The sequence below is a fragment of the Halobacillus ihumii genome, assembly GCF_902726645.1.
Taxonomy (GTDB): Bacteria; Bacillota; Bacilli; order Bacillales; family Halobacillaceae; genus Halobacillus_A; species Halobacillus_A ihumii.
Genome location: NZ_CACVAO010000001.1, coordinates 2,246,075 through 2,264,133, shown reverse-complemented (window position 1 = coordinate 2,264,133; position 18,059 = coordinate 2,246,075). Strand labels below are relative to the sequence as shown.

The 18,059-nt window shown below is 43.3% G+C and carries 19 protein-coding genes and 2 other annotated features (1 of these 21 cut by a window edge); all 19 genes read right to left on the bottom strand.

From position 1 onward, the window contains the following. Positions 1–42 precede the first annotated feature (42 nt). The 19 genes from rpsG to cysE all read right to left on the bottom strand — a co-directional run bounded on the left by rpsG (position 43) and on the right by cysE (position 17,889). The gene (rpsG, locus tag G6R08_RS11225) at positions 43–513 is read right to left on the bottom strand and encodes a 30S ribosomal protein S7 (protein ID WP_163528020.1); all 471 of its coding nucleotides are present in this window, start codon (positions 511–513) and stop codon (positions 43–45) included. A gap of 53 nt (positions 514–566) precedes the next feature. Next, entirely contained in the window at positions 567–980 is a 414-nt protein-coding gene (rpsL, locus tag G6R08_RS11220; protein WP_163528019.1) for a 30S ribosomal protein S12, read from the bottom strand. Between the two features lie 96 nt (positions 981–1,076). Then, positions 1,077–1,328 carry a 50S ribosomal protein L7ae-like protein gene (locus G6R08_RS11215; RefSeq protein ID WP_163528018.1) on the bottom strand — a complete coding sequence of 84 codons (252 nt, stop codon included), beginning with the start codon at positions 1,326–1,328 and terminating at the stop codon, positions 1,077–1,079. Between the two features lie 167 nt (positions 1,329–1,495). Further along, on the bottom strand, positions 1,496–5,101 hold the full coding sequence (gene rpoC / locus G6R08_RS11210; protein WP_163528017.1) for a DNA-directed RNA polymerase subunit beta': 3,606 nt from the start codon (positions 5,099–5,101) through the stop codon (positions 1,496–1,498). Between the two features lie 58 nt (positions 5,102–5,159). After that, positions 5,160–8,690: a DNA-directed RNA polymerase subunit beta gene (gene rpoB / locus G6R08_RS11205; protein ID WP_163528016.1), complete on the bottom strand. Its 3,531-nt coding sequence runs from the start codon at positions 8,688–8,690 to the stop codon at positions 5,160–5,162. 318 nt (positions 8,691–9,008) lie between these two features. Further along, positions 9,009–9,611 carry a class I SAM-dependent methyltransferase gene (locus G6R08_RS11200; protein WP_163528015.1) on the bottom strand — a complete coding sequence of 201 codons (603 nt, stop codon included), beginning with the start codon at positions 9,609–9,611 and terminating at the stop codon, positions 9,009–9,011. Positions 9,612–9,739: 128 nt separating this feature from the next. Beyond that, positions 9,740–10,105: a 50S ribosomal protein L7/L12 gene (rplL, locus tag G6R08_RS11195; RefSeq protein ID WP_163528014.1), complete on the bottom strand. Its 366-nt coding sequence runs from the start codon at positions 10,103–10,105 to the stop codon at positions 9,740–9,742. A 59-nt stretch (positions 10,106–10,164) separates the two neighbouring features. Then, positions 10,165–10,665: a 50S ribosomal protein L10 gene (gene rplJ / locus G6R08_RS11190; protein WP_163528013.1), complete on the bottom strand. Its 501-nt coding sequence runs from the start codon at positions 10,663–10,665 to the stop codon at positions 10,165–10,167. Positions 10,666–10,720: 55 nt separating this feature from the next. Then, positions 10,721–10,861: a sequence feature (ribosomal protein L10 leader region), on the bottom strand. A gap of 53 nt (positions 10,862–10,914) precedes the next feature. Then, positions 10,915–11,610, bottom strand: coding sequence for a 50S ribosomal protein L1 (gene rplA / locus G6R08_RS11185; protein WP_163528012.1), 696 nt, complete (start codon positions 11,608–11,610; stop codon positions 10,915–10,917). A 115-nt stretch (positions 11,611–11,725) separates the two neighbouring features. Further along, positions 11,726–12,151, bottom strand: a complete 426-nt coding sequence (gene rplK, locus G6R08_RS11180; protein ID WP_079525102.1) for a 50S ribosomal protein L11 — start codon at positions 12,149–12,151, stop codon at positions 11,726–11,728. Between the two features lie 148 nt (positions 12,152–12,299). Next, positions 12,300–12,836: a transcription termination/antitermination protein NusG gene (gene nusG / locus G6R08_RS11175; RefSeq protein WP_163528011.1), complete on the bottom strand. Its 537-nt coding sequence runs from the start codon at positions 12,834–12,836 to the stop codon at positions 12,300–12,302. Between the two features lie 156 nt (positions 12,837–12,992). Beyond that, the gene (secE, locus tag G6R08_RS11170) at positions 12,993–13,166 is read right to left on the bottom strand and encodes a preprotein translocase subunit SecE (protein ID WP_079525097.1); all 174 of its coding nucleotides are present in this window, start codon (positions 13,164–13,166) and stop codon (positions 12,993–12,995) included. 40 nt (positions 13,167–13,206) lie between these two features. Further along, positions 13,207–13,356 carry a 50S ribosomal protein L33 gene (rpmG, locus tag G6R08_RS11165; protein ID WP_163528010.1) on the bottom strand — a complete coding sequence of 50 codons (150 nt, stop codon included), beginning with the start codon at positions 13,354–13,356 and terminating at the stop codon, positions 13,207–13,209. Positions 13,357–13,431: 75 nt separating this feature from the next. Further along, complete coding sequence (gene sigH / locus G6R08_RS11160; protein ID WP_163528009.1) at positions 13,432–14,088, bottom strand: RNA polymerase sporulation sigma factor SigH; 657 nt, start codon at positions 14,086–14,088, stop codon at positions 13,432–13,434. Between the two features lie 80 nt (positions 14,089–14,168). Further along, positions 14,169–14,678, bottom strand: a complete 510-nt coding sequence (locus G6R08_RS11155) for an NYN domain-containing protein (RefSeq protein WP_079525091.1) — start codon at positions 14,676–14,678, stop codon at positions 14,169–14,171. 2 nt (positions 14,679–14,680) lie between these two features. Continuing rightward, positions 14,681–15,424 (bottom strand): 23S rRNA (guanosine(2251)-2'-O)-methyltransferase RlmB, encoded by a 744-nt coding sequence (gene rlmB / locus G6R08_RS11150; protein ID WP_163528008.1) that lies wholly within the window; start codon positions 15,422–15,424, stop codon positions 14,681–14,683. Continuing rightward, a complete protein-coding gene (locus G6R08_RS11145; protein ID WP_163528007.1) occupies positions 15,414–15,830 on the bottom strand; it encodes a Mini-ribonuclease 3 in 417 nt (138 codons plus the stop codon). The genes rlmB and G6R08_RS11145 overlap by 11 nt, the downstream gene beginning before the upstream one ends. Before the next feature lie 6 nt (positions 15,831–15,836). Next, positions 15,837–17,237 carry a cysteine--tRNA ligase gene (gene cysS, locus G6R08_RS11140; protein WP_163528006.1) on the bottom strand — a complete coding sequence of 467 codons (1,401 nt, stop codon included), beginning with the start codon at positions 17,235–17,237 and terminating at the stop codon, positions 15,837–15,839. Continuing rightward, positions 17,227–17,889 (bottom strand): serine O-acetyltransferase, encoded by a 663-nt coding sequence (gene cysE / locus G6R08_RS11135; RefSeq protein ID WP_163528005.1) that lies wholly within the window; start codon positions 17,887–17,889, stop codon positions 17,227–17,229. Before cysE ends, cysS begins: the two co-directional genes overlap by 11 nt. 73 nt (positions 17,890–17,962) lie before the next feature. Further along, positions 17,963–18,059 (bottom strand) — a binding site (T-box leader); it runs 121 nt beyond the window's last position.

Below are 18,059 nucleotides of genomic sequence, written 5' to 3'. Positions count from 1 at the left end.
GATTCTTTCTCCTTCCTCAATGAAAATTTATTCCGCAGATGATTACCAACGGTAGTGAGCGAATGCTTTGTTTGCTTCCGCCATTTTGTGCATATCTTCGCGGCGCTTAACTGCAGCACCGGTATTGTTAGCAGCATCTAGAATTTCATTAGCTAGGCGCTCTTCCATCGTTTTCTCTCCGCGAAGACGCGCATAGTTTACGATGAAGCGTAATCCTAGTGCTTGACGGCGCTCTGGGCGCACCTCAACAGGTACTTGGTAGTTAGAACCCCCAACACGACGAGCACGTACTTCAAGTACTGGCATTACATTTTTCATAGCTTGTTCAAATGTTTCCATAGCTTCATTCCCACTACGTTCTTGAGCAAGTTCAAATGATTTATAAAGAATCTTCTGAGCCTTACCGCGCTGACCATTGACCATAATTTGGTTAATCAAACGGGTTACTAGCTTAGAGTTATACATTGGATCTGGTAACACATCACGTTTAGCTACTGGACCTTTACGTGGCATATGTTCCCCTCCTTTCTTATACAGTTAGTGACACAATTATTTGTGTGTTTTATTTACTTTTTAGGTCTTTTCGTACCATATTTAGAACGGCCTTGCATACGGCCATCAACGCTTGCAGTATCTAATGCACCGCGCACGATATGATAACGCACACCAGGTAAGTCTTTAACACGTCCGCCACGGATAAGAACAACACTGTGCTCTTGCAGGTTGTGGCCGATACCAGGAATGTAGGCGTTAACTTCTAGTTGGTTGGTTAGACGAACACGTGCATATTTACGAAGTGCAGAGTTCGGCTTTTTAGGTGTCATCGTACCCACACGCGTGCACACACCGCGTTTTTGTGGAGAAGACTGATCAGTCATACGCTTTTTATAGCTGTTGAAGCCTTTGTTCAAAGCAGGTGAGTCAGACTTCTTACCTTTACTTACGCGTCCTTTACGTACTAATTGGTTAATTGTTGGCATTATGAGTGTCCTCCCTTCTTCTATTCTTAATCCCACACATCCAGGTGGTTCATAAAAAGGCAAAAAACAAAGCTTTCGCGTTTAACCGCCAAAACTTTATTGCTTTATCGCCACAGTAGCAGCCCCTACATCAATACCGCACGCATTCCCTAATTCGTGCATCGAATCCACACTCGAATGAGGGATGTTCAATTGCGCGGCTAGTTTGGCTACTTTCGATGTCATAAACTGATCAGCATCCTCAGCTGTAATGACGTGATTCACTTCGCCATTTTTCATAGCTTTAAGTGTTTGTTTGGTCCCAATGACTATATCAGATTTAGCCTTTGCTACTTTTTCATAAGACATCTTCATATCCTCCAAAGTAACAAGGATAAACGGAAGCACCTTGATTATATTATCACTACCTAAAATTCATGTCAACTGGATTTTAAATAGTTTTTACAGAAGATGCTTCCTTATTGTTCATCCTGTGTTAGTTGTTGGCTTTATCACTTGTTCCTCTAAGTTTTCGCTTAGGGCTGTGTTACTTCCTCAGCCGTTTGAATTTCTTCACTGGCTTCAGACTGTGCCTTAATCTTACGGTACCTTGTCATACCTGTACCCGCTGGAACCAGCTTACCAATGATAACATTCTCTTTAAGTCCAAGTAACTCATCGCGCTTACCTTTAATCGCTGCATCAGTCAAGACACGCGTAGTTTCCTGGAAGGATGCTGCAGACAAGAAGCTGTCTGTTTCAAGAGAAGCCTTCGTAATGCCGAGAATAACCGGACGTCCCACAGCAGGCTGGCCGCCTTCCATAAGAACTCGTTGGTTAGCCTCTTTAAATTGGTGAATTTCCAGAAGAGATCCTGGCAATACGTCTGTATCTCCAGAGTCGAGCACACGAACTTTGCGAAGCATCTGGCGAACCATGACTTCTACGTGCTTATCGGAAATTTCAACACCTTGCATACGATATACTTTTTGAACTTCTTTCAGCAAGTATTCTTGAACTCCATCTAGTCCTTGAACACTTAGAAGTTCTTTCGGATCAATGGAACCTTCAGTCAGAGCTTCCCCTGCTACTACTTCGTCCCCTTCTACAACTCTCAGTCTAGCACCATATGGAGCTGTATAGGAACGTGTTTCAACAGCGCCCTGAACGACAATTTCCTGCTTCTCTTTCACTTCACTAATCTCGTGAACTGTACCAGCAATTTCAGTGATAACAGCTTGCCCTTTCGGATTACGCGCCTCAACGATCTCCTGAATACGCGGAAGACCTTGTGTGATGTCATCACCTGCTACCCCACCAGTGTGGAATGTACGCATAGTCAGCTGTGTACCTGGTTCACCGATGGATTGTGCAGCAATAATACCTACTGCTTCTCCAACTTCCACTTCATCACCTGTTGCTAAGTTACGACCGTAACACTTCTTACAAACACCATGCTTCGTATTACATGTGAACGCAGAGCGAATCACGACTTTTTCTAAGCCAGCGTCAACAATTTGTTTCGCTGCATCTTCGAAAATGACCTCGTTGCGATTAGCAAGGGTTACTCCTGATTCTGGATGTTTAACTGTTTCAAAAGCAGTTCGCCCGATTAGACGATCAATCAATGGCTCAATCATTTCTGTCCCTTCTCTTAGAGAAGAAACGGTTAAGCCGCGGTCTGTTCCACAATCATCTTCCCGAACGATTACATCTTGCGCCACATCTACAAGTCGACGCGTCAAGTAACCAGAGTCAGCTGTCTTAAGTGCTGTATCAGCAAGTCCTTTACGAGCTCCGTGTGTGGAAATAAAGTATTCAAGTACAGTAAGCCCCTCACGGAAGCTCGATTTAATCGGTAATTCAATAATACGTCCTGCCGGGTTAGCCATCAGACCACGCATACCAGCAAGTTGTGTGAAGTTTGATGCATTACCACGTGCGCCTGAATCACTCATCATGAAAATTGGGTTACGCGGGTTCAGTGACTGCATCAAACGATCTTGAATATCATCTTTAGCTGCTGACCATATTTCAATGACACGGTCATAACGTTCGCCTTCAGTGATTAGTCCGCGGCGGAACTGTTTAAGCACTTTATCCACTTTTCCTTGTGCTTCGTCAAGGATTTCTTGTTTCTCTGGAAGTACAACAACGTCAGAGACACCGACAGTAATCCCAGCTTTAGTGGAATAAGCAAAGCCAAGGTCTTTCATGCGGTCCAACATCTTGGACGTTTCACTAATTGTAAACCGTTTAAATACTTCCGCAATAATGTCCCCAAGAATTCCTTTTTTGAATGGAAGGACTTCTTCGCGGCCGGCAATCTCTTTCCTAACATCTGCGCCTTTTTCTACAAAGAATCGATCGGATGTCTTCACTTCCAAGTTCTCTTGTGTCGGCTCATTCATGTAAGGGAATGAGTTTGGAAGCATTTCGTTAAAGATTAATTTCCCTACTGTGGTAATCAGCAACTGTTGCTGCTGCTCTTCAGTAAAGGTTTCATTCTTCAATGAGCTGGCTTGAACGGCAACACGTGTGTGCAAGTGTGTATATCCGTTCTGATAAGACATAATAGCCTCATTTAGATCTTTAAAGATCATTCCTTCACCAACAGCGCCCGGCCGTTCAAGGGTAAGGTAATAGTTTCCGAGTACCATATCCTGAGAAGGCGTAACAACTGGTTTACCGTCTTTCGGGTTAAGGATGTTTTGAGCAGCCAGCATTAAAATGCGTGCTTCCGCTTGGGCCTCAGAAGATAATGGCACGTGAACAGCCATCTGGTCACCATCAAAGTCAGCGTTATAAGCTGTACATACGAGCGGGTGAAGACGAATGGCTCGGCCTTCCACAAGGGTCGGCTCAAATGCCTGTATCCCTAGACGGTGAAGAGTTGGGGCACGGTTGAGCAGAACAGGGTGTTCTTTAATCACGTCTTCTAAAACATCCCAAACTTCAGGGTGCACACGTTCAATCTTGCGTTTCGCTGATTTAATATTGTGGGCAAGACCGCGTGAGACGAGCTCTTTCATGACAAAAGGCTTGAATAATTCAAGGGCCATTTCTTTAGGAAGACCACATTGGTACATTTTAAGACTTGGTCCAACGACGATTACAGAACGCCCTGAGTAGTCAACACGTTTACCGAGCAAGTTTTGACGAAAACGTCCCTGTTTCCCTTTAAGCATGTGAGAAAGGGATTTAAGCGGACGGTTCCCTGGACCAGTAACCGGACGTCCTCGACGGCCGTTATCGATGAGAGCATCGACAGCTTCCTGAAGCATACGTTTTTCATTCTGAACAATAATCGTTGGAGCCCCAAGATCCAGCAATCGCTTAAGACGGTTGTTACGGTTAATCACCCGACGATAAAGGTCATTTAAGTCAGAGGTAGCGAAACGCCCTCCATCTAGCTGAACCATTGGACGTAATTCAGGTGGAACGACCGGAAGAACATCCAAAATCATCCAGGATGGATTGTTTCCAGAGTGACGGAATGATTCAAGAACTTCCAAACGCTTAATCGCACGAGTACGGCGTTGGCCCTGTGCTGTTTTAAGCTCTTCTTGCAGTTTCTCCACTTCTCCGTCAAGGTCAATATCATAAAGCAACTTGCGAATTGCTTCTGCTCCCATAGCCGCTTGGAACCCTTGACCGAATTTTTCACGGTATGAACGATACTCTTTTTCAGAAAGAAGTTGCTTTCTATCCAGAGCTGTCTCCCCTGGGTCCGTTACGATATATGCCGCAAAGTAAATGACTTCTTCCAAAGCACGAGGAGACATATCAAGAACAAGCCCCATACGACTCGGAATACCTTTGAAGTACCAAATGTGAGAAACAGGGGCAGCTAATTCTAAGTGCCCCATACGCTCACGACGTACTTTCGCTTTTGTTACTTCCACACCACAACGATCACAAACAACACCCTTATACCGGACACGTTTGTATTTACCGCAATGACATTCCCAATCTTTCTGAGGACCAAATATCCGTTCACAGAACAAGCCATCTTTTTCAGGCTTTAACGTACGATAATTAATTGTTTCTGGTTTTTTAACTTCACCATAAGACCAAGAGCGTATCTTGTCTGGTGATGCTAAACCAATTTTCATATACTCAAAATTATTTACATCTAGCAAGGGGCCTACCTCCCTTTCAGTCTCCAGGTTCTACCCTAAGCTTAGAACACAATCACGTCTATTGTTCTTCCATGTTCAAGTTCTCAGATTCTTTTGTTTGTTCATCTTCGATATCTCGCATTTCTATTTCCTTCTCATCACCAGATAGAATTTTTACATCCATACCCAGACTTTGAAGTTCCTTAATCAGAACTTTAAAGGATTCTGGAACACCTGGTTCTGGAACGTTATCACCTTTAACGATGGCTTCGTACGTCTTCACACGACCAACGACATCATCAGACTTAACAGTAAGAATTTCCTGCAGTGTATAAGCAGCACCGTACGCTTCTAGTGCCCATACCTCCATCTCACCAAAACGCTGACCGCCGAACTGTGCTTTACCACCAAGCGGTTGCTGCGTTACAAGAGAGTATGGTCCTGTAGAACGAGCGTGCAGTTTATCATCTACCATGTGTGCCAGTTTAATCATATACATGACGCCAACAGATACACGATTATCGAATGGTTCACCTGTGCGGCCATCATAGAGAATGGTTTTTGCATCACGGGACATACCAGCTTCTTCAAGTGTTTCCCATACGTCTTCCTCACGCGCTCCATCAAATACTGGTGTCGCTACACGAGTGCCAAGCTGACGAGCAGCCATTCCCAAGTGTAATTCAAGCACCTGACCAATGTTCATACGAGATGGAACCCCTAGAGGGTTAAGCATGATGTCAACTGGTGTTCCGTCTGGCAAGAACGGCATATCCTCTTCAGGGAGAATCTTAGAGATAACCCCTTTGTTACCGTGTCGTCCTGCCATTTTATCTCCTTCAGAAATCTTACGCTTCTGAACGATATAGGCACGGATTAATTGGTTTACTCCTGGAGGCAGTTCATCTCCATCCTCACGGTTGAAGATTTTCACATCGAGGACAATCCCGCCAGCTCCATGCGGTACACGTAGAGACGTGTCTCGAACTTCACGTGCTTTTTCACCAAAGATAGCATGCAGGAGGCGCTCTTCAGCAGATAGCTCCGTAACCCCTTTAGGTGTTACTTTTCCTACTAGTAAATCTCCATCACTTACTTCAGCACCAACACGGATAATACCTCGTTCGTCTAAATCACGAAGCGCGTCTTCGCCAACGTTTGGAATATCACGTGTGATTTCTTCTGGTCCAAGCTTTGTATCGCGGGCTTCAGACTCATATTCCTCTATATGAATGGAAGTGTACACATCGTCCTTCACGAGACGTTCACTCATAATGATGGCATCCTCATAGTTATAACCATCCCATGTCATAAAGGCAACAAGCGGGTTCTGACCAAGCGCAAGTTCACCCATATCCATGGACGGCCCGTCAGCAAGGATTTCACCTTTCGTTACGCGGTCTCCTTTAGAAACAATCGGACGCTGATTGTAGCAGCTTCCTTGGTTAGAACGGATAAACTTCTGCAGACGATAACGGTCTAAATCGCCTTCTACCTCTCTGCCATCCACTTCAGAAATACGGCGTACAAGCACTTCTTTTGCTTCTACCCGCTCTACTGTTCCTTCATGCTGGCAAATAACAGCAGCTCCAGAGTCTTTACCAGATACATACTCCATTCCTGTACCAACAATTGGTGCATCAGGTTTAAGCAATGGAACAGCTTGACGCTGCATGTTTGCTCCCATTAGAGAACGGTTGGAGTCATCGTTTTCTAAGAACGGGATACAGGCAGTCGCTGCAGACACCACTTGTTTTGGTGAAACGTCCATATAATCTAGACGATCGCGATTTACAACCGTGTTCTCACCACGGAAGCGAGCGATAACCTCTTCATCTTGGAAAGAGCCATCTTCGTCTAGCTTTGCGTTGGCCTGGGCTACTACATAGTTGTCTTCTTCATCAGCTGTTAAATAATCAATTTGGGCAGTAACCTTACCCGTTTCAGGATCAACACGACGATACGGCGTTTCAATGAAACCAAATTCATTTACTTTTGCATAAGAAGACAGTGAGTTAATCAACCCGATGTTTGGCCCTTCTGGTGTTTCGATAGGACACATACGACCGTAGTGTGAATAGTGTACGTCACGAACTTCAAAGCCTGCACGTTCACGAGTTAGACCACCAGGCCCAAGGGCTGATAAACGGCGTTTGTGCGTAAGCTCAGCCAGCGGATTGGTCTGATCCATAAATTGTGAAAGTTGGGAGCTTCCAAAGAATTCTTTAATGGACGCAATCACCGGTCGAATATTAATGAGCTGCTGTGGCGTAATAGAAGAAGTGTCCTGGATCGACATACGCTCTCTTACCACACGCTCCATACGGGATAACCCGATACGGAATTGGTTCTGAAGCAATTCTCCAACGGAACGAAGACGACGGTTACCTAAGTGGTCAATGTCATCTGTGCCACCCACATTATGCAATAAATTAAAGAAATAACTGATGGAAGATAGAATATCTGCCGGCATAATGTTTTTCACATCGCGGTCAATATTCGCATTTCCAATTACATTTATGGAACGCTCACCTTCAGGATCGGTTGGATCTACAATTTTAACTGATTGTACACGAATCGGTTCTTCTAGAACCCCGTCAACCGTCTCTAACACACGTTCACTGGTCGTTTCTTCTTCATTATCGAAGTGCGGAATTAACTTATCCAACAAGCGACGATCTATTTTTGCGCCTTTTTCAGCCAATACTTCGCCTGTTTCTTCATCCACTAATGTTTCTGCTAAGGTCTGGTTGAAAAGACGATCTTTAATGTGGAGCTTTTTATTTATTTTATAGCGCCCTACTCGTGCAAGGTCATAACGTTTTGGATCAAAGAAACGGGAAACTAGCAAGCTTTTGGCATTTTCGACTGTTGGCGGTTCACCAGGGCGCAGTCGCTCATAAATTTCAAGCAATGCTTTCTCACTATTTTCAGTATTGTCTTTTTCCAATGTGTTTTTTAGATACTCATTATCCCCGATCAGATCAATAATCTCTTGATCAGTGCCGAAACCAAGCGCACGTAAAAGGACGGTAATTGGAAGTTTACGTGTACGATCAATCCGCACATGCACAACATCCTTCGCATCTGTTTCCATCTCAAGCCAAGCCCCGCGGTTCGGAATTACTGTCGCGGAATAGCCTCGCTTACCGTTTTTATCAATCTTTTTATTAAAATATACACTTGGAGAGCGAACAAGCTGAGAAACAATAACACGCTCAGCACCATTAATGATAAAGGTACCCGTGTCTGTCATAAGCGGGAAATCTCCCATAAATACTTCTTGCTCTTTCACTTCGCCAGTTTCATTGTTCAGAAGACGAACTTTCACACGAAGTGGTGCATTGTATGTTACGTCTCGATCTTTTGACTCATCTACTGGATACTTTGGCTCGCCAAGGCTGTAGTCTACAAATTCCAGTGATAGGTTACCTGTAAAATCTTCAATTGGCGAAATGTCTTTAAACATTTCTTTCAAACCTTCTTCTAAGAACCAATCATAAGAAGCTGTTTGAATTTCAATTAAATTAGGCAACTCTAAAACTTCACTGATACGTGCATAACTTCTGCGCTGGCGGTGTCGTCCGTATTGAACTAGTTGACCTGTCAACTGATTCACCCCTCAAATCAAGCATTTTTATAACGAAAAAAGGGTTCGGCAAAGACATGCCGAACAGGCTTGCGGTTGATCTTGCCACAAGCACTATTGTAAACATCCGCTCAAACCGGATGGTATTTCTTCATTTCTCTCTAACGTTAGACAAAAAAGAAAAAGGGTTTTCAAATAAAAACCTCGTTTCATTTTGCTTGTTCGATTTACCATTCTATCCTTCTATCAAAAAATTATTCAATATAATGAAAAAAAAGGACTTGACAACACTAAGGTCATATTGGCATTTTTCTATACTAGCACAATTCAATAGAGCAGTCAAACCTTTTTAGCTTTCAATATATAATAACCCTTCTTCTTCTCGACAACCTCTACATCGCCGAACAATTCATTCAATTTAGTTTCGGCCGAAGGAGCACCTTGTTTCTTTTGGATCACGACCCAAAGTTCTCCCCCATTAACAAGAGCATCTCTCGATTCTTCAAACATGAGGTGCACGGTTTTCTTTCCGGCACGTATAGGGGGGTTCGTCAAGATAGCAGCGAATTGTTTACCTTGAATACTCGAAAAACGGTCACTTTCTACAACTGAAACATTCTCAATTTCATTCTGTTCGGCATTTCGTTTCGCAAGCGTTAAAGCCCGCTCGTTTACATCAGCCATCCAAACATGACGTTGTTTTAAATCTTTAGCTAAAGATACGCCAATCGGTCCGTATCCACACCCAAGATCCAGCAAATCACCGCGAACAGACGGCTGCTGGAACGATTCAATGAGAAGGCGAGACCCAAAGTCTACCTCTCTTTTCGAAAAAACAGCATGATCTGTCGTAAAGTTTAATAGCATTCCCCTTAGGTTAAATGACCATGAGCGCTCTTCACTCTTAGCGTTCGTTCTCTTTGAATAATAATGTTCTGACATACTGTGAACACCTTCTTTTACCGGGAAGTAGTACTTCAGAAGATTTATTCTACAAAGGTTACTTCGTAGATAAAAAGAGATAAAGAAAGCCCGCCGATAGTCAGCGAGCTTTACTTTAACAAGTACGATTACTTAAGTTCTACAGAAGCGCCAGCCTCTTCAAGCTTAGATTTCATTTCTTCAGCTTCTTCTTTAGCAATTCCTTCTTTAATAGCACCAGGCGCATTGTCAACTAGATCTTTTGCATCTTTAAGACCAAGACCAGTGATTTCACGTACTGCTTTAACCACTTTGATCTTAGAACTTCCAGCAGATTCTAGTACTACATCAAATTCAGTTTTTTCTTCTTCAGCTTCGCCGCCTGCAGCAGCACCGCCAGCTGCAACTGGAGCCGCAGCAGATACACCAAATTCTTCTTCAATTGCTTTAACTAGATCGTTAAGCTCAAGAACAGACATCTCTTTAATCGCTTCAATAATTTGTTCATTAGACATGAGATAGATCCTCCTCAGATTTTAAATAAAAATTTATATTGCCAATAACGAGCGCTGGCTTAGGCGCTTTCTTCTTCTTTTTGATCCGCAATTGCTTTTGTAGCGTAAGCGAAATTGCGAATTGGTGCTTGAAGCACGCTTAGGAACATAGAAACAAGACCTTCGTAGTTCGGAATAGTTGCAAGCTCTTTAATTTGATCAAGAGTCGCTACTTGTCCTTCGATCACGCCGCCTTTAAGTTCAAGCTTGTCATGATCTTTTGCAAAGTTGTTAAGAATTTTCGCCGGAGAAACAGCGTCATCCTCACTAAATGCAAGAGCTGTAGGCCCCACTAGAACCTCTTCAAGTTCTGTAAGCTCAGCTTCTTGTACAGCACGGCGAGTCATTGTGTTTTTATGCACTTTGAAGTCTACACCTGCTTCACGAAGCTGTGAGCGAAGTTCAGTTACTTCTGCTACATCAAGTCCGCGGTAATCTACAAGTACTGCAGATTTACTGTTACGGAATTTGTCAGCTATTTCAGCTACAACTTGCTGTTTCTGCTCGATAATTTTGCTCATCGTTCCACCTCCTATTGACGTTTCATCATACCGCTTCCGATGCCAGGACCAACAAATAACGGCAAAAAAAGTACCTCCATGCAGACATGGAGGTACGTATGCCAGGACATCCGTTTGTCCTGTTTATCCATACACCTCGGCAGGAAATTAAGCGATTATTCGCACCTGCTGTCTACGGTATAACGTATTCGATTTATACAACGTTACTTATTATATGAAATTAGAAACGGAAAGTCAACATGTAAATAATTATTTTACGTAACTAGAAATATCAACTTTAATGCCAGGCCCCATAGTTGAAGAAACAGCAGCATTGCGCATGTAAGTTCCTTTAGCCGCCTGAGGTTTAGCTTTAACCAAAGCATCCGTGATAGCATCGAAGTTTTCTTTTAGCTTCTCTGCCTCGAAAGAAGCTTTACCAATTGGTACATGGATGTTAGCCGCTTTGTCAACACGGTATTCTACTTTACCTGCTTTGATTTCATTCACAGCTTTTTCAACTTCAAACGTAACGGTTCCTGTTTTAGGGTTCGGCATAAGACCTTTAGGTCCTAGTACGCGGCCAAGCTTCCCTACTTCAGCCATCATGTCTGGAGTCGCAACGACTACATCAAAGTCGAACCAGCCTTGATTAATCTTGTTAATAAGGTCTTGATCTCCAACATAATCAGCGCCAGCAGCTTCTGCTTCTTTTGCTTTATCACCTTTAGCAAAAACAAGCACACTCTGGGTTTTACCTGTACCGTGCGGAAGCACCATAGCCCCGCGAATTTGCTGGTCCGCTTTCTTCGGATCAACACCTAGACGGAAGGCCGCTTCAACGGTCTCATCAAAGTTTGCTTTTGATGTTTCTTTTACAAGGTTAATTGCTTCTTGTGCATCATATGATTTCGTACGATCAACAAGTTTAAGAAGTTCTTGTTGCTTTTTCGTTTTTTTAGCCATTTTATTTCCTCCTCGTTGTGGTTTTAACGGATTAACCTCCCACGAATAAAGGTTGCGATAGCAAGGAAATTTCCTCTCTCGCAACCTTTAACTCCATCAAAGTGACGCTGTGGGATTAGTCTTCAACTGTGATCCCCATGCTGCGCGCTGTACCTTCAACCATGCGCATGGCAGCTTCAACGTCAGCAGCGTTTAAGTCAGGCATTTTTGTTTCCGCGATTTCGCGAACTTGATCACGCTTGACAGCTGCTACCTTGTTACGGTTCGGCTCACCTGAACCTGATTCAATACCTGCTGCTTTCTTAAGAAGAACGGCAGCTGGCGGAGTTTTAGTAACAAATGTAAATGAACGGTCTTCAAATACCGTAATTTCAACCGGAATAATCATACCCGCTTCATCTTGCGTTTTAGCGTTAAACTCCTTACAGAAGCCCATGATATTAATACCTGCTTGACCTAGCGCCGGTCCTACTGGCGGTGCTGGGTTAGCTTTACCTGCTGGGATCTGAAGCTTAACAACTTTGATAACTTTTTTAGCCACGAGACACACCTCCTTAAAGTCCGTGATGTGGTAATAGGGTTTTCCCCTCCCACTCATCTAATATGCATCAACGCCCCTCTGTATAGAGGCACATAAAGAACATTAGAATTTTAGCATTTATTTTCATATAATGCAAGAGGGGAGATATTTATAATTTTTCAATCTGTGAGAAGTCCAATTCAACCGGTGTTTCTCTTCCAAACATATTGACATGAACTTTTACCTTTTGCTTATCTATATCGATATGCTCAATTGATCCTGTGAAATTCGCAAATGGACCTTCTGTAACTTTTACACTTTCCTTCACTTCAAAATCAACTTCAGCTGCAGAAGGTTTATCCATACCCATACGTTTAAGTACTGTCTCCACTTCTTCAGGCAAGAGAGGGATTGGTTTTGAACCAGAGCCAGTAGACCCGACGAATCCAGTGACACCAGGTGTGTTACGCACTACATACCATGAGTCATCTGTCATCACCATCTCAGCTAGTACATAACCAGGGAAAACTTTTTTCTTAGCGACTTTACGCTTTCCGTTCTTAATTTCAGTTTCTTCATCCTCAGGAACAAGAACGCGGAAGATCTTATCCTCCATTCCCATAGATTCGACACGTTTTTCTAAATTGGCTCTTACTTTGTTTTCATAACCTGAATAAGTGTGAACCACATACCATCTTTTTTCCATTCATACAGGACAAGTGGCTTGCCCTTCCCTCCCTTAACTTAAAATTTAAAAAAGCGATTTTATGATCCTCGCTTTCTTTAACCAACATAAAAAACCCGTTAAACGGGTTTTTGTTGCAAGGCTATATTATATTATATCACAATTAAGACTTTACTATTATTTAGAAATGAGTTCAAGTACCTGAGAGATTCCTAGATCAACAATCGCAAAGAACACAGCCACAAAAGCTACAGTGCCCAATACGGTAATGGTGTACCTCGTAAGCTCCTGTCCTTTAGGCCAGCTTACTTTGCGCATTTCACGAGATACATTCTTGAAGAATTTAAACATGCTACACTACCTCCAAACTTATGCCTGCCGGCTTCATGCTCTATTTCGTTTCACGGTGAAGTGTATGAGTTGTACACGTTTTGCAAAACTTACGAACCTCTAATCGCTCGGGTTGATTTAATCTGTTTTTATGAGTGCTATAATTGCGACTTTGACATTGTACGCAAGCTAGAATAATCTTTGTTGACATCTTTCATCACCTCACATTAGAGGTATAATCACTTTCATAAATGTAGCACGCTTTCAAGTGGCTGTCAATTATACCTTATAGCGTAATTTCACTCATTTCCAAATATTTCTCAAGCTTTCTCTTAACCCGCTGCAACGCATTATCAATCGACTTAACATGCCGCTTCAGCTCAACAGAGATTTCCTGGTAGGATTGCCCGTCCAAATAAAGTGCGAGCACCTTCTGTTCTAATTCGCTTAATAATTCAGAAATTTTTTCTTCCATATCGCCAAACTTTTCTTTGTTGACGATTAGTTCTTGAGGGTCAATGACCTTAGAACCGGCTATAACATCTAATAGTGTACGATCTGATTCTTCATCAAAGATAGGCTTGTCCAGCGATACATAAGAATTTAGCGGAATGTGTTTCTGTCTTGTGGCGGTTTTAATTGCGGTAATAATTTGACGGGTAACGCACAGTTCTGCGAAAGCTTTAAACGAAGATAATTTCTCCCCTTGATAGTCTCTAATTGCCTTATACAAGCCAATCATGCCTTCTTGTACAATGTCTTCTCGATCTGCACCAATAAGAAAATACGTCCGGGCTTTTGCACGAACGAAATTCTTATACTTATTAATTAAATAATCTAAAGCCTGGATCTGACCCTGGTTAATACGCTCGATAATTAACTCGTCATCAAGCTTATCAAGATCCAGCTCTTCGATGCCTGCCTCAGTTTGTCCGATGCTCACTCAGGATCCCTCCGACCGTGGTACCTAAATATATAGAAATATTATACAGTAAGCGCTTCACTAGCGTCAACAAGCCCTTGTTATTTACCTCCTCGACGCCATTTTTCAAAAATGTCGCGTATCTCTTTATTCATCGGGATCTTCGGCTGATATTGAACCGCTTTATGAGATTCTACATCTTTCTTTATTTCCCGTTGAATATTCATGACCTCAATGTAAAGTTCTCTGGCAGATTTCCTAAAGGCCCCCTGGGCAAAAATCGTACGCTGTTCTGCATAGTCAGAGGTAGCTACATACACTTGTGTCCGTATATCGGTTAAGCTGCCAGCCAACTTCTCAATCCGCTCATCAGCTGTTTCATTTTCTTTTGTAAAAATGACTTCAATTTTAAAATTGTGCTGCTTCCTTTCAAGACCCCTTACATGGTACGCATCAAAAACAACAATAACCCGATCGCCCGTATACGCCTGGTATTCAGCCAATTTTTCGATCAGAAGGTCCCTGGCCTGACCTAAATCCCGGTCTTTAAGTCGCTTAAGCTCCGGCCAAGCTCCAATGATGTTGTACCCATCAACAAGTAAAACAATCATCGTTACTCACCGAGGGGGCGGCGCTTCCTGTAGACTTCATACATCAAGAGGGATGCTGCCACTGAAGCATTCAAAGAAGTCACCTGACCTGTCATAGGAAGACGTACCATCCAGTCACATTTCTCTTTCGTTAAGCGGCTCATCCCTTTTCCTTCACTTCCGATGACAAGGGCTACAGCCATATTCCCGTCTAACTGCCGATAGTCTTCTGTACCCTCCGCATCTGTTCCTACGACCCAAACAAACCGCTCTTTCAGTTCGTCAATTGTGCGGGAGAGATTCGTCACCCGAGCAACAGGGATATATTCAATCGCTCCCGTTGATGTTTTGGCGACTGTAGTCGTTAACCCGACTGACCTCCGTTTAGGAATGATTACGCCATGGGCACCACTCGCGTCTGCTGTTCGCAATATCGAACCCAGGTTATGAGGATCTTCAATCTCATCTAAAATAACAAAAAAGGGGGACTCCCCTTTTTCTTCCGCACGAGCAAATAAATCATCAATATCACTATATTCGTAGGCGGCTACAGCAGCGGCTACACCCTGGTGGTTACCTTCTACTAATTGATCAATTTTTCGCTTGGGAACCTTCTGAACAATGACACCATTCTCTTTAGCAAGCTGTTCAAGCTTCTTCAAAGCATTGTGCTGAAGTTGGTCTGAAACGAGCAATTTATTAATAGCTCGTCCTGATCGCAGCGCTTCTTGTACACTGTTTTTACCAATAATCCACTCATCTTTCATTGCTCTCACTCCTTTCTTCAACCAGATCAATAGCATTTGTGATCAGCTCTTCAAGCCGCTCCGTATGCCCCGCTAAATAATGGTAACCAATCACGGCCTCAAACGCAGTCGAGTAACGATACGTCTGGACGTTTGTATTCTTAGGTATGCTTCCGGACTTGGCATTGCGGCCACGCCTGAGCACGCCTTCCTCTTCTTCTGTCAAAAAGGCATCTTCCTGCCATGCCTGGACAACTTTTGCCTGCGATTTAGCTGACACAAATCTTACAGCTGCTTGATGTAACTGTTGAGGCTTAATAACTTCACCCTTATCTAGTAAATATTTACGAACATATAATTCATAGACCCCGTCTCCCATATAAGCGAGAGCGAGGCTCTTCATTTGTTTCACATTCGTTGCCGCCATAGAAGCTCAGCCCCGTTTCCAGCGAGTACCTTGAGAGGTATCCTCTAAAATAATATTACGCGCCTTCAGTTCATCACGAATCTGATCAGCACGAGTAAAATCACGATCTTTCCGGGCCTGCTTCCTTTCAGCAATCAATGAATCGACTTCTTCATCTAACAGCTCTTCATCTTTGGCGATTTGTACACCCAAGACATCCGTCAACTCTTTCAATGCCTGCTCAAAGTGTTCAAGCACTGCTTCATTGGTCTGTTCCGCCTGTAGATAGAGGTTAGCTGACTTCGTTAAATCAAATAACACAGAAATTGCATTAGCTGTGTTAAAATCATCGTCCATTTCAGTCATGAACTGCTGTTTATGCTGGGCAATTTGCGCCATCCAAGTCTCTGTAGACTCTTGCAAATTCATACTGGATTTCTTACGATGCTGAATATTTTCATAAGCATTCCGAATTCGGTCCAGACTGCTTTTCGCTCCCGCTAATAGCTCATCACTAAAATTAATCGGATGACGGTACTGGACACTCAGCATAAAGAAGCGAATCACTTGCGGGTCGTGTTTTTGAATTAAGTCATGGGCGAGCACGAAATTCCCTAAGGATTTAGACATTTTTTCATTTTCAATGTTGATATATCCATTATGCATCCAGTACCGAGCAAACGAATGACCATTATTGGCTTCAGACTGGGCAATTTCGTTTTCATGGTGAGGAAATGTAAGGTCTTGCCCGCCTGCATGGATATCAATCGTATCTCCTAAATATTTTCGCGCCATTGCTGAGCATTCAATATGCCAGCCGGGGCGACCTTCACCCCATGGGCTTTCCCATGAAATCTCCTCTGGCTTTGCCTCTTTCCAGAGCGTAAAATCAAGGGGATCCTCTTTCTTCTCGCCCACTTCAATCCTAGCCCCAGAACGAAGCTCATCAATTGATTGGTGAGAAAGTTTCCCGTATTCATCAAAAGACCGTGTACGGAAATAAACGTCCCCTTCTGATTCATAGGCGAAACCTTTTTCAATTAATCCATTGATAAAAGCGATAATTTCTTCCATATTGTCTGTTACACGAGGATGATGAACGGCTTCTTTCACACCAAGCGCCTTTACATCCTCTTTATACGCCTCGATAAATCGGTTTGCGATATCTGGGACTTCTTCGCCCATCTCATTGGCAGCTTTTATCAATTTATCGTCGACATCTGTAAAATTAAGCACGTACTCGACCTCATAACCACGATACTCAAAATATCTGCGCACGGTGTCAAATACGATAGCTGGACGAGCATTGCCGATATGAATATAGTTGTACACGGTTGGTCCGCATACATACATTTTCACTTTCCCCTCTTCCAGCGGCTGAAAAGTTTCTTTAGTTCTTGTTAGTGTATTGTAAACGTTAATGCTCATTATGACTGACTCCTTCCACCTTATCTAACTGATCACGCAAGCGTGTAATTTCTTTCTCCATTTGGTCCAGCCGATCATAAACCGGGTCAGGAAGCTTGTGGTGATCTAAATCCTTCCTGCCAATTTTCTTACCATCCTGAACTACCACATGTCCGGGAATCCCGACAACAGTTGAATTGGCCGGCACTTCATGTAACACCACCGAGCCTGCTCCTACTTTAGAATTCTCCCCAATTGTGATCGACCCTAATACTTTCGCCCCTGTAGCAACGAGTGAGTTATCTTGCAAGGTAGGATGCCGTTTTCCTTTCTCTTTCCCTGTTCCACCTAAAGTCACGCCCTGAAACAGTGTTACATTATCGCCAATCTCACATGTCTCCCCAATGACGACTCCCATGCCGTGATCTATGAAAAAGCGGCGGCCGATTTTAGCCCCCGGATGAATTTCAATGCCTGTAAAAAAACGGCTGACTTGAGAAATAACCCGGGCGATAAAGAAGAACTTCCGCTTATATAAAGCATGTGCTACTCGATGCGCCCATATCGCATGTAATCCAGAGTACGTCAGTATGACTTCCACATAAGAACGAGCTGCGGGATCCTGATCAAAGACCACATCGACATCCTCTTTAAACATTTTCATAAGCCCCATCCATACCCCTCCTTTTATATAAGAAAAAGCGTGCAATTAACCTAAAAAAAACGCGTCTCATGTGCTTAGGCAGCACAGAGACGCGTTATGCGCGGTTCCACTCTGTTTTGGGAATAACTCTTTCCCCTCTTTAAAACCTGATAACGGCAGGTGACCGCTGACAGCATACT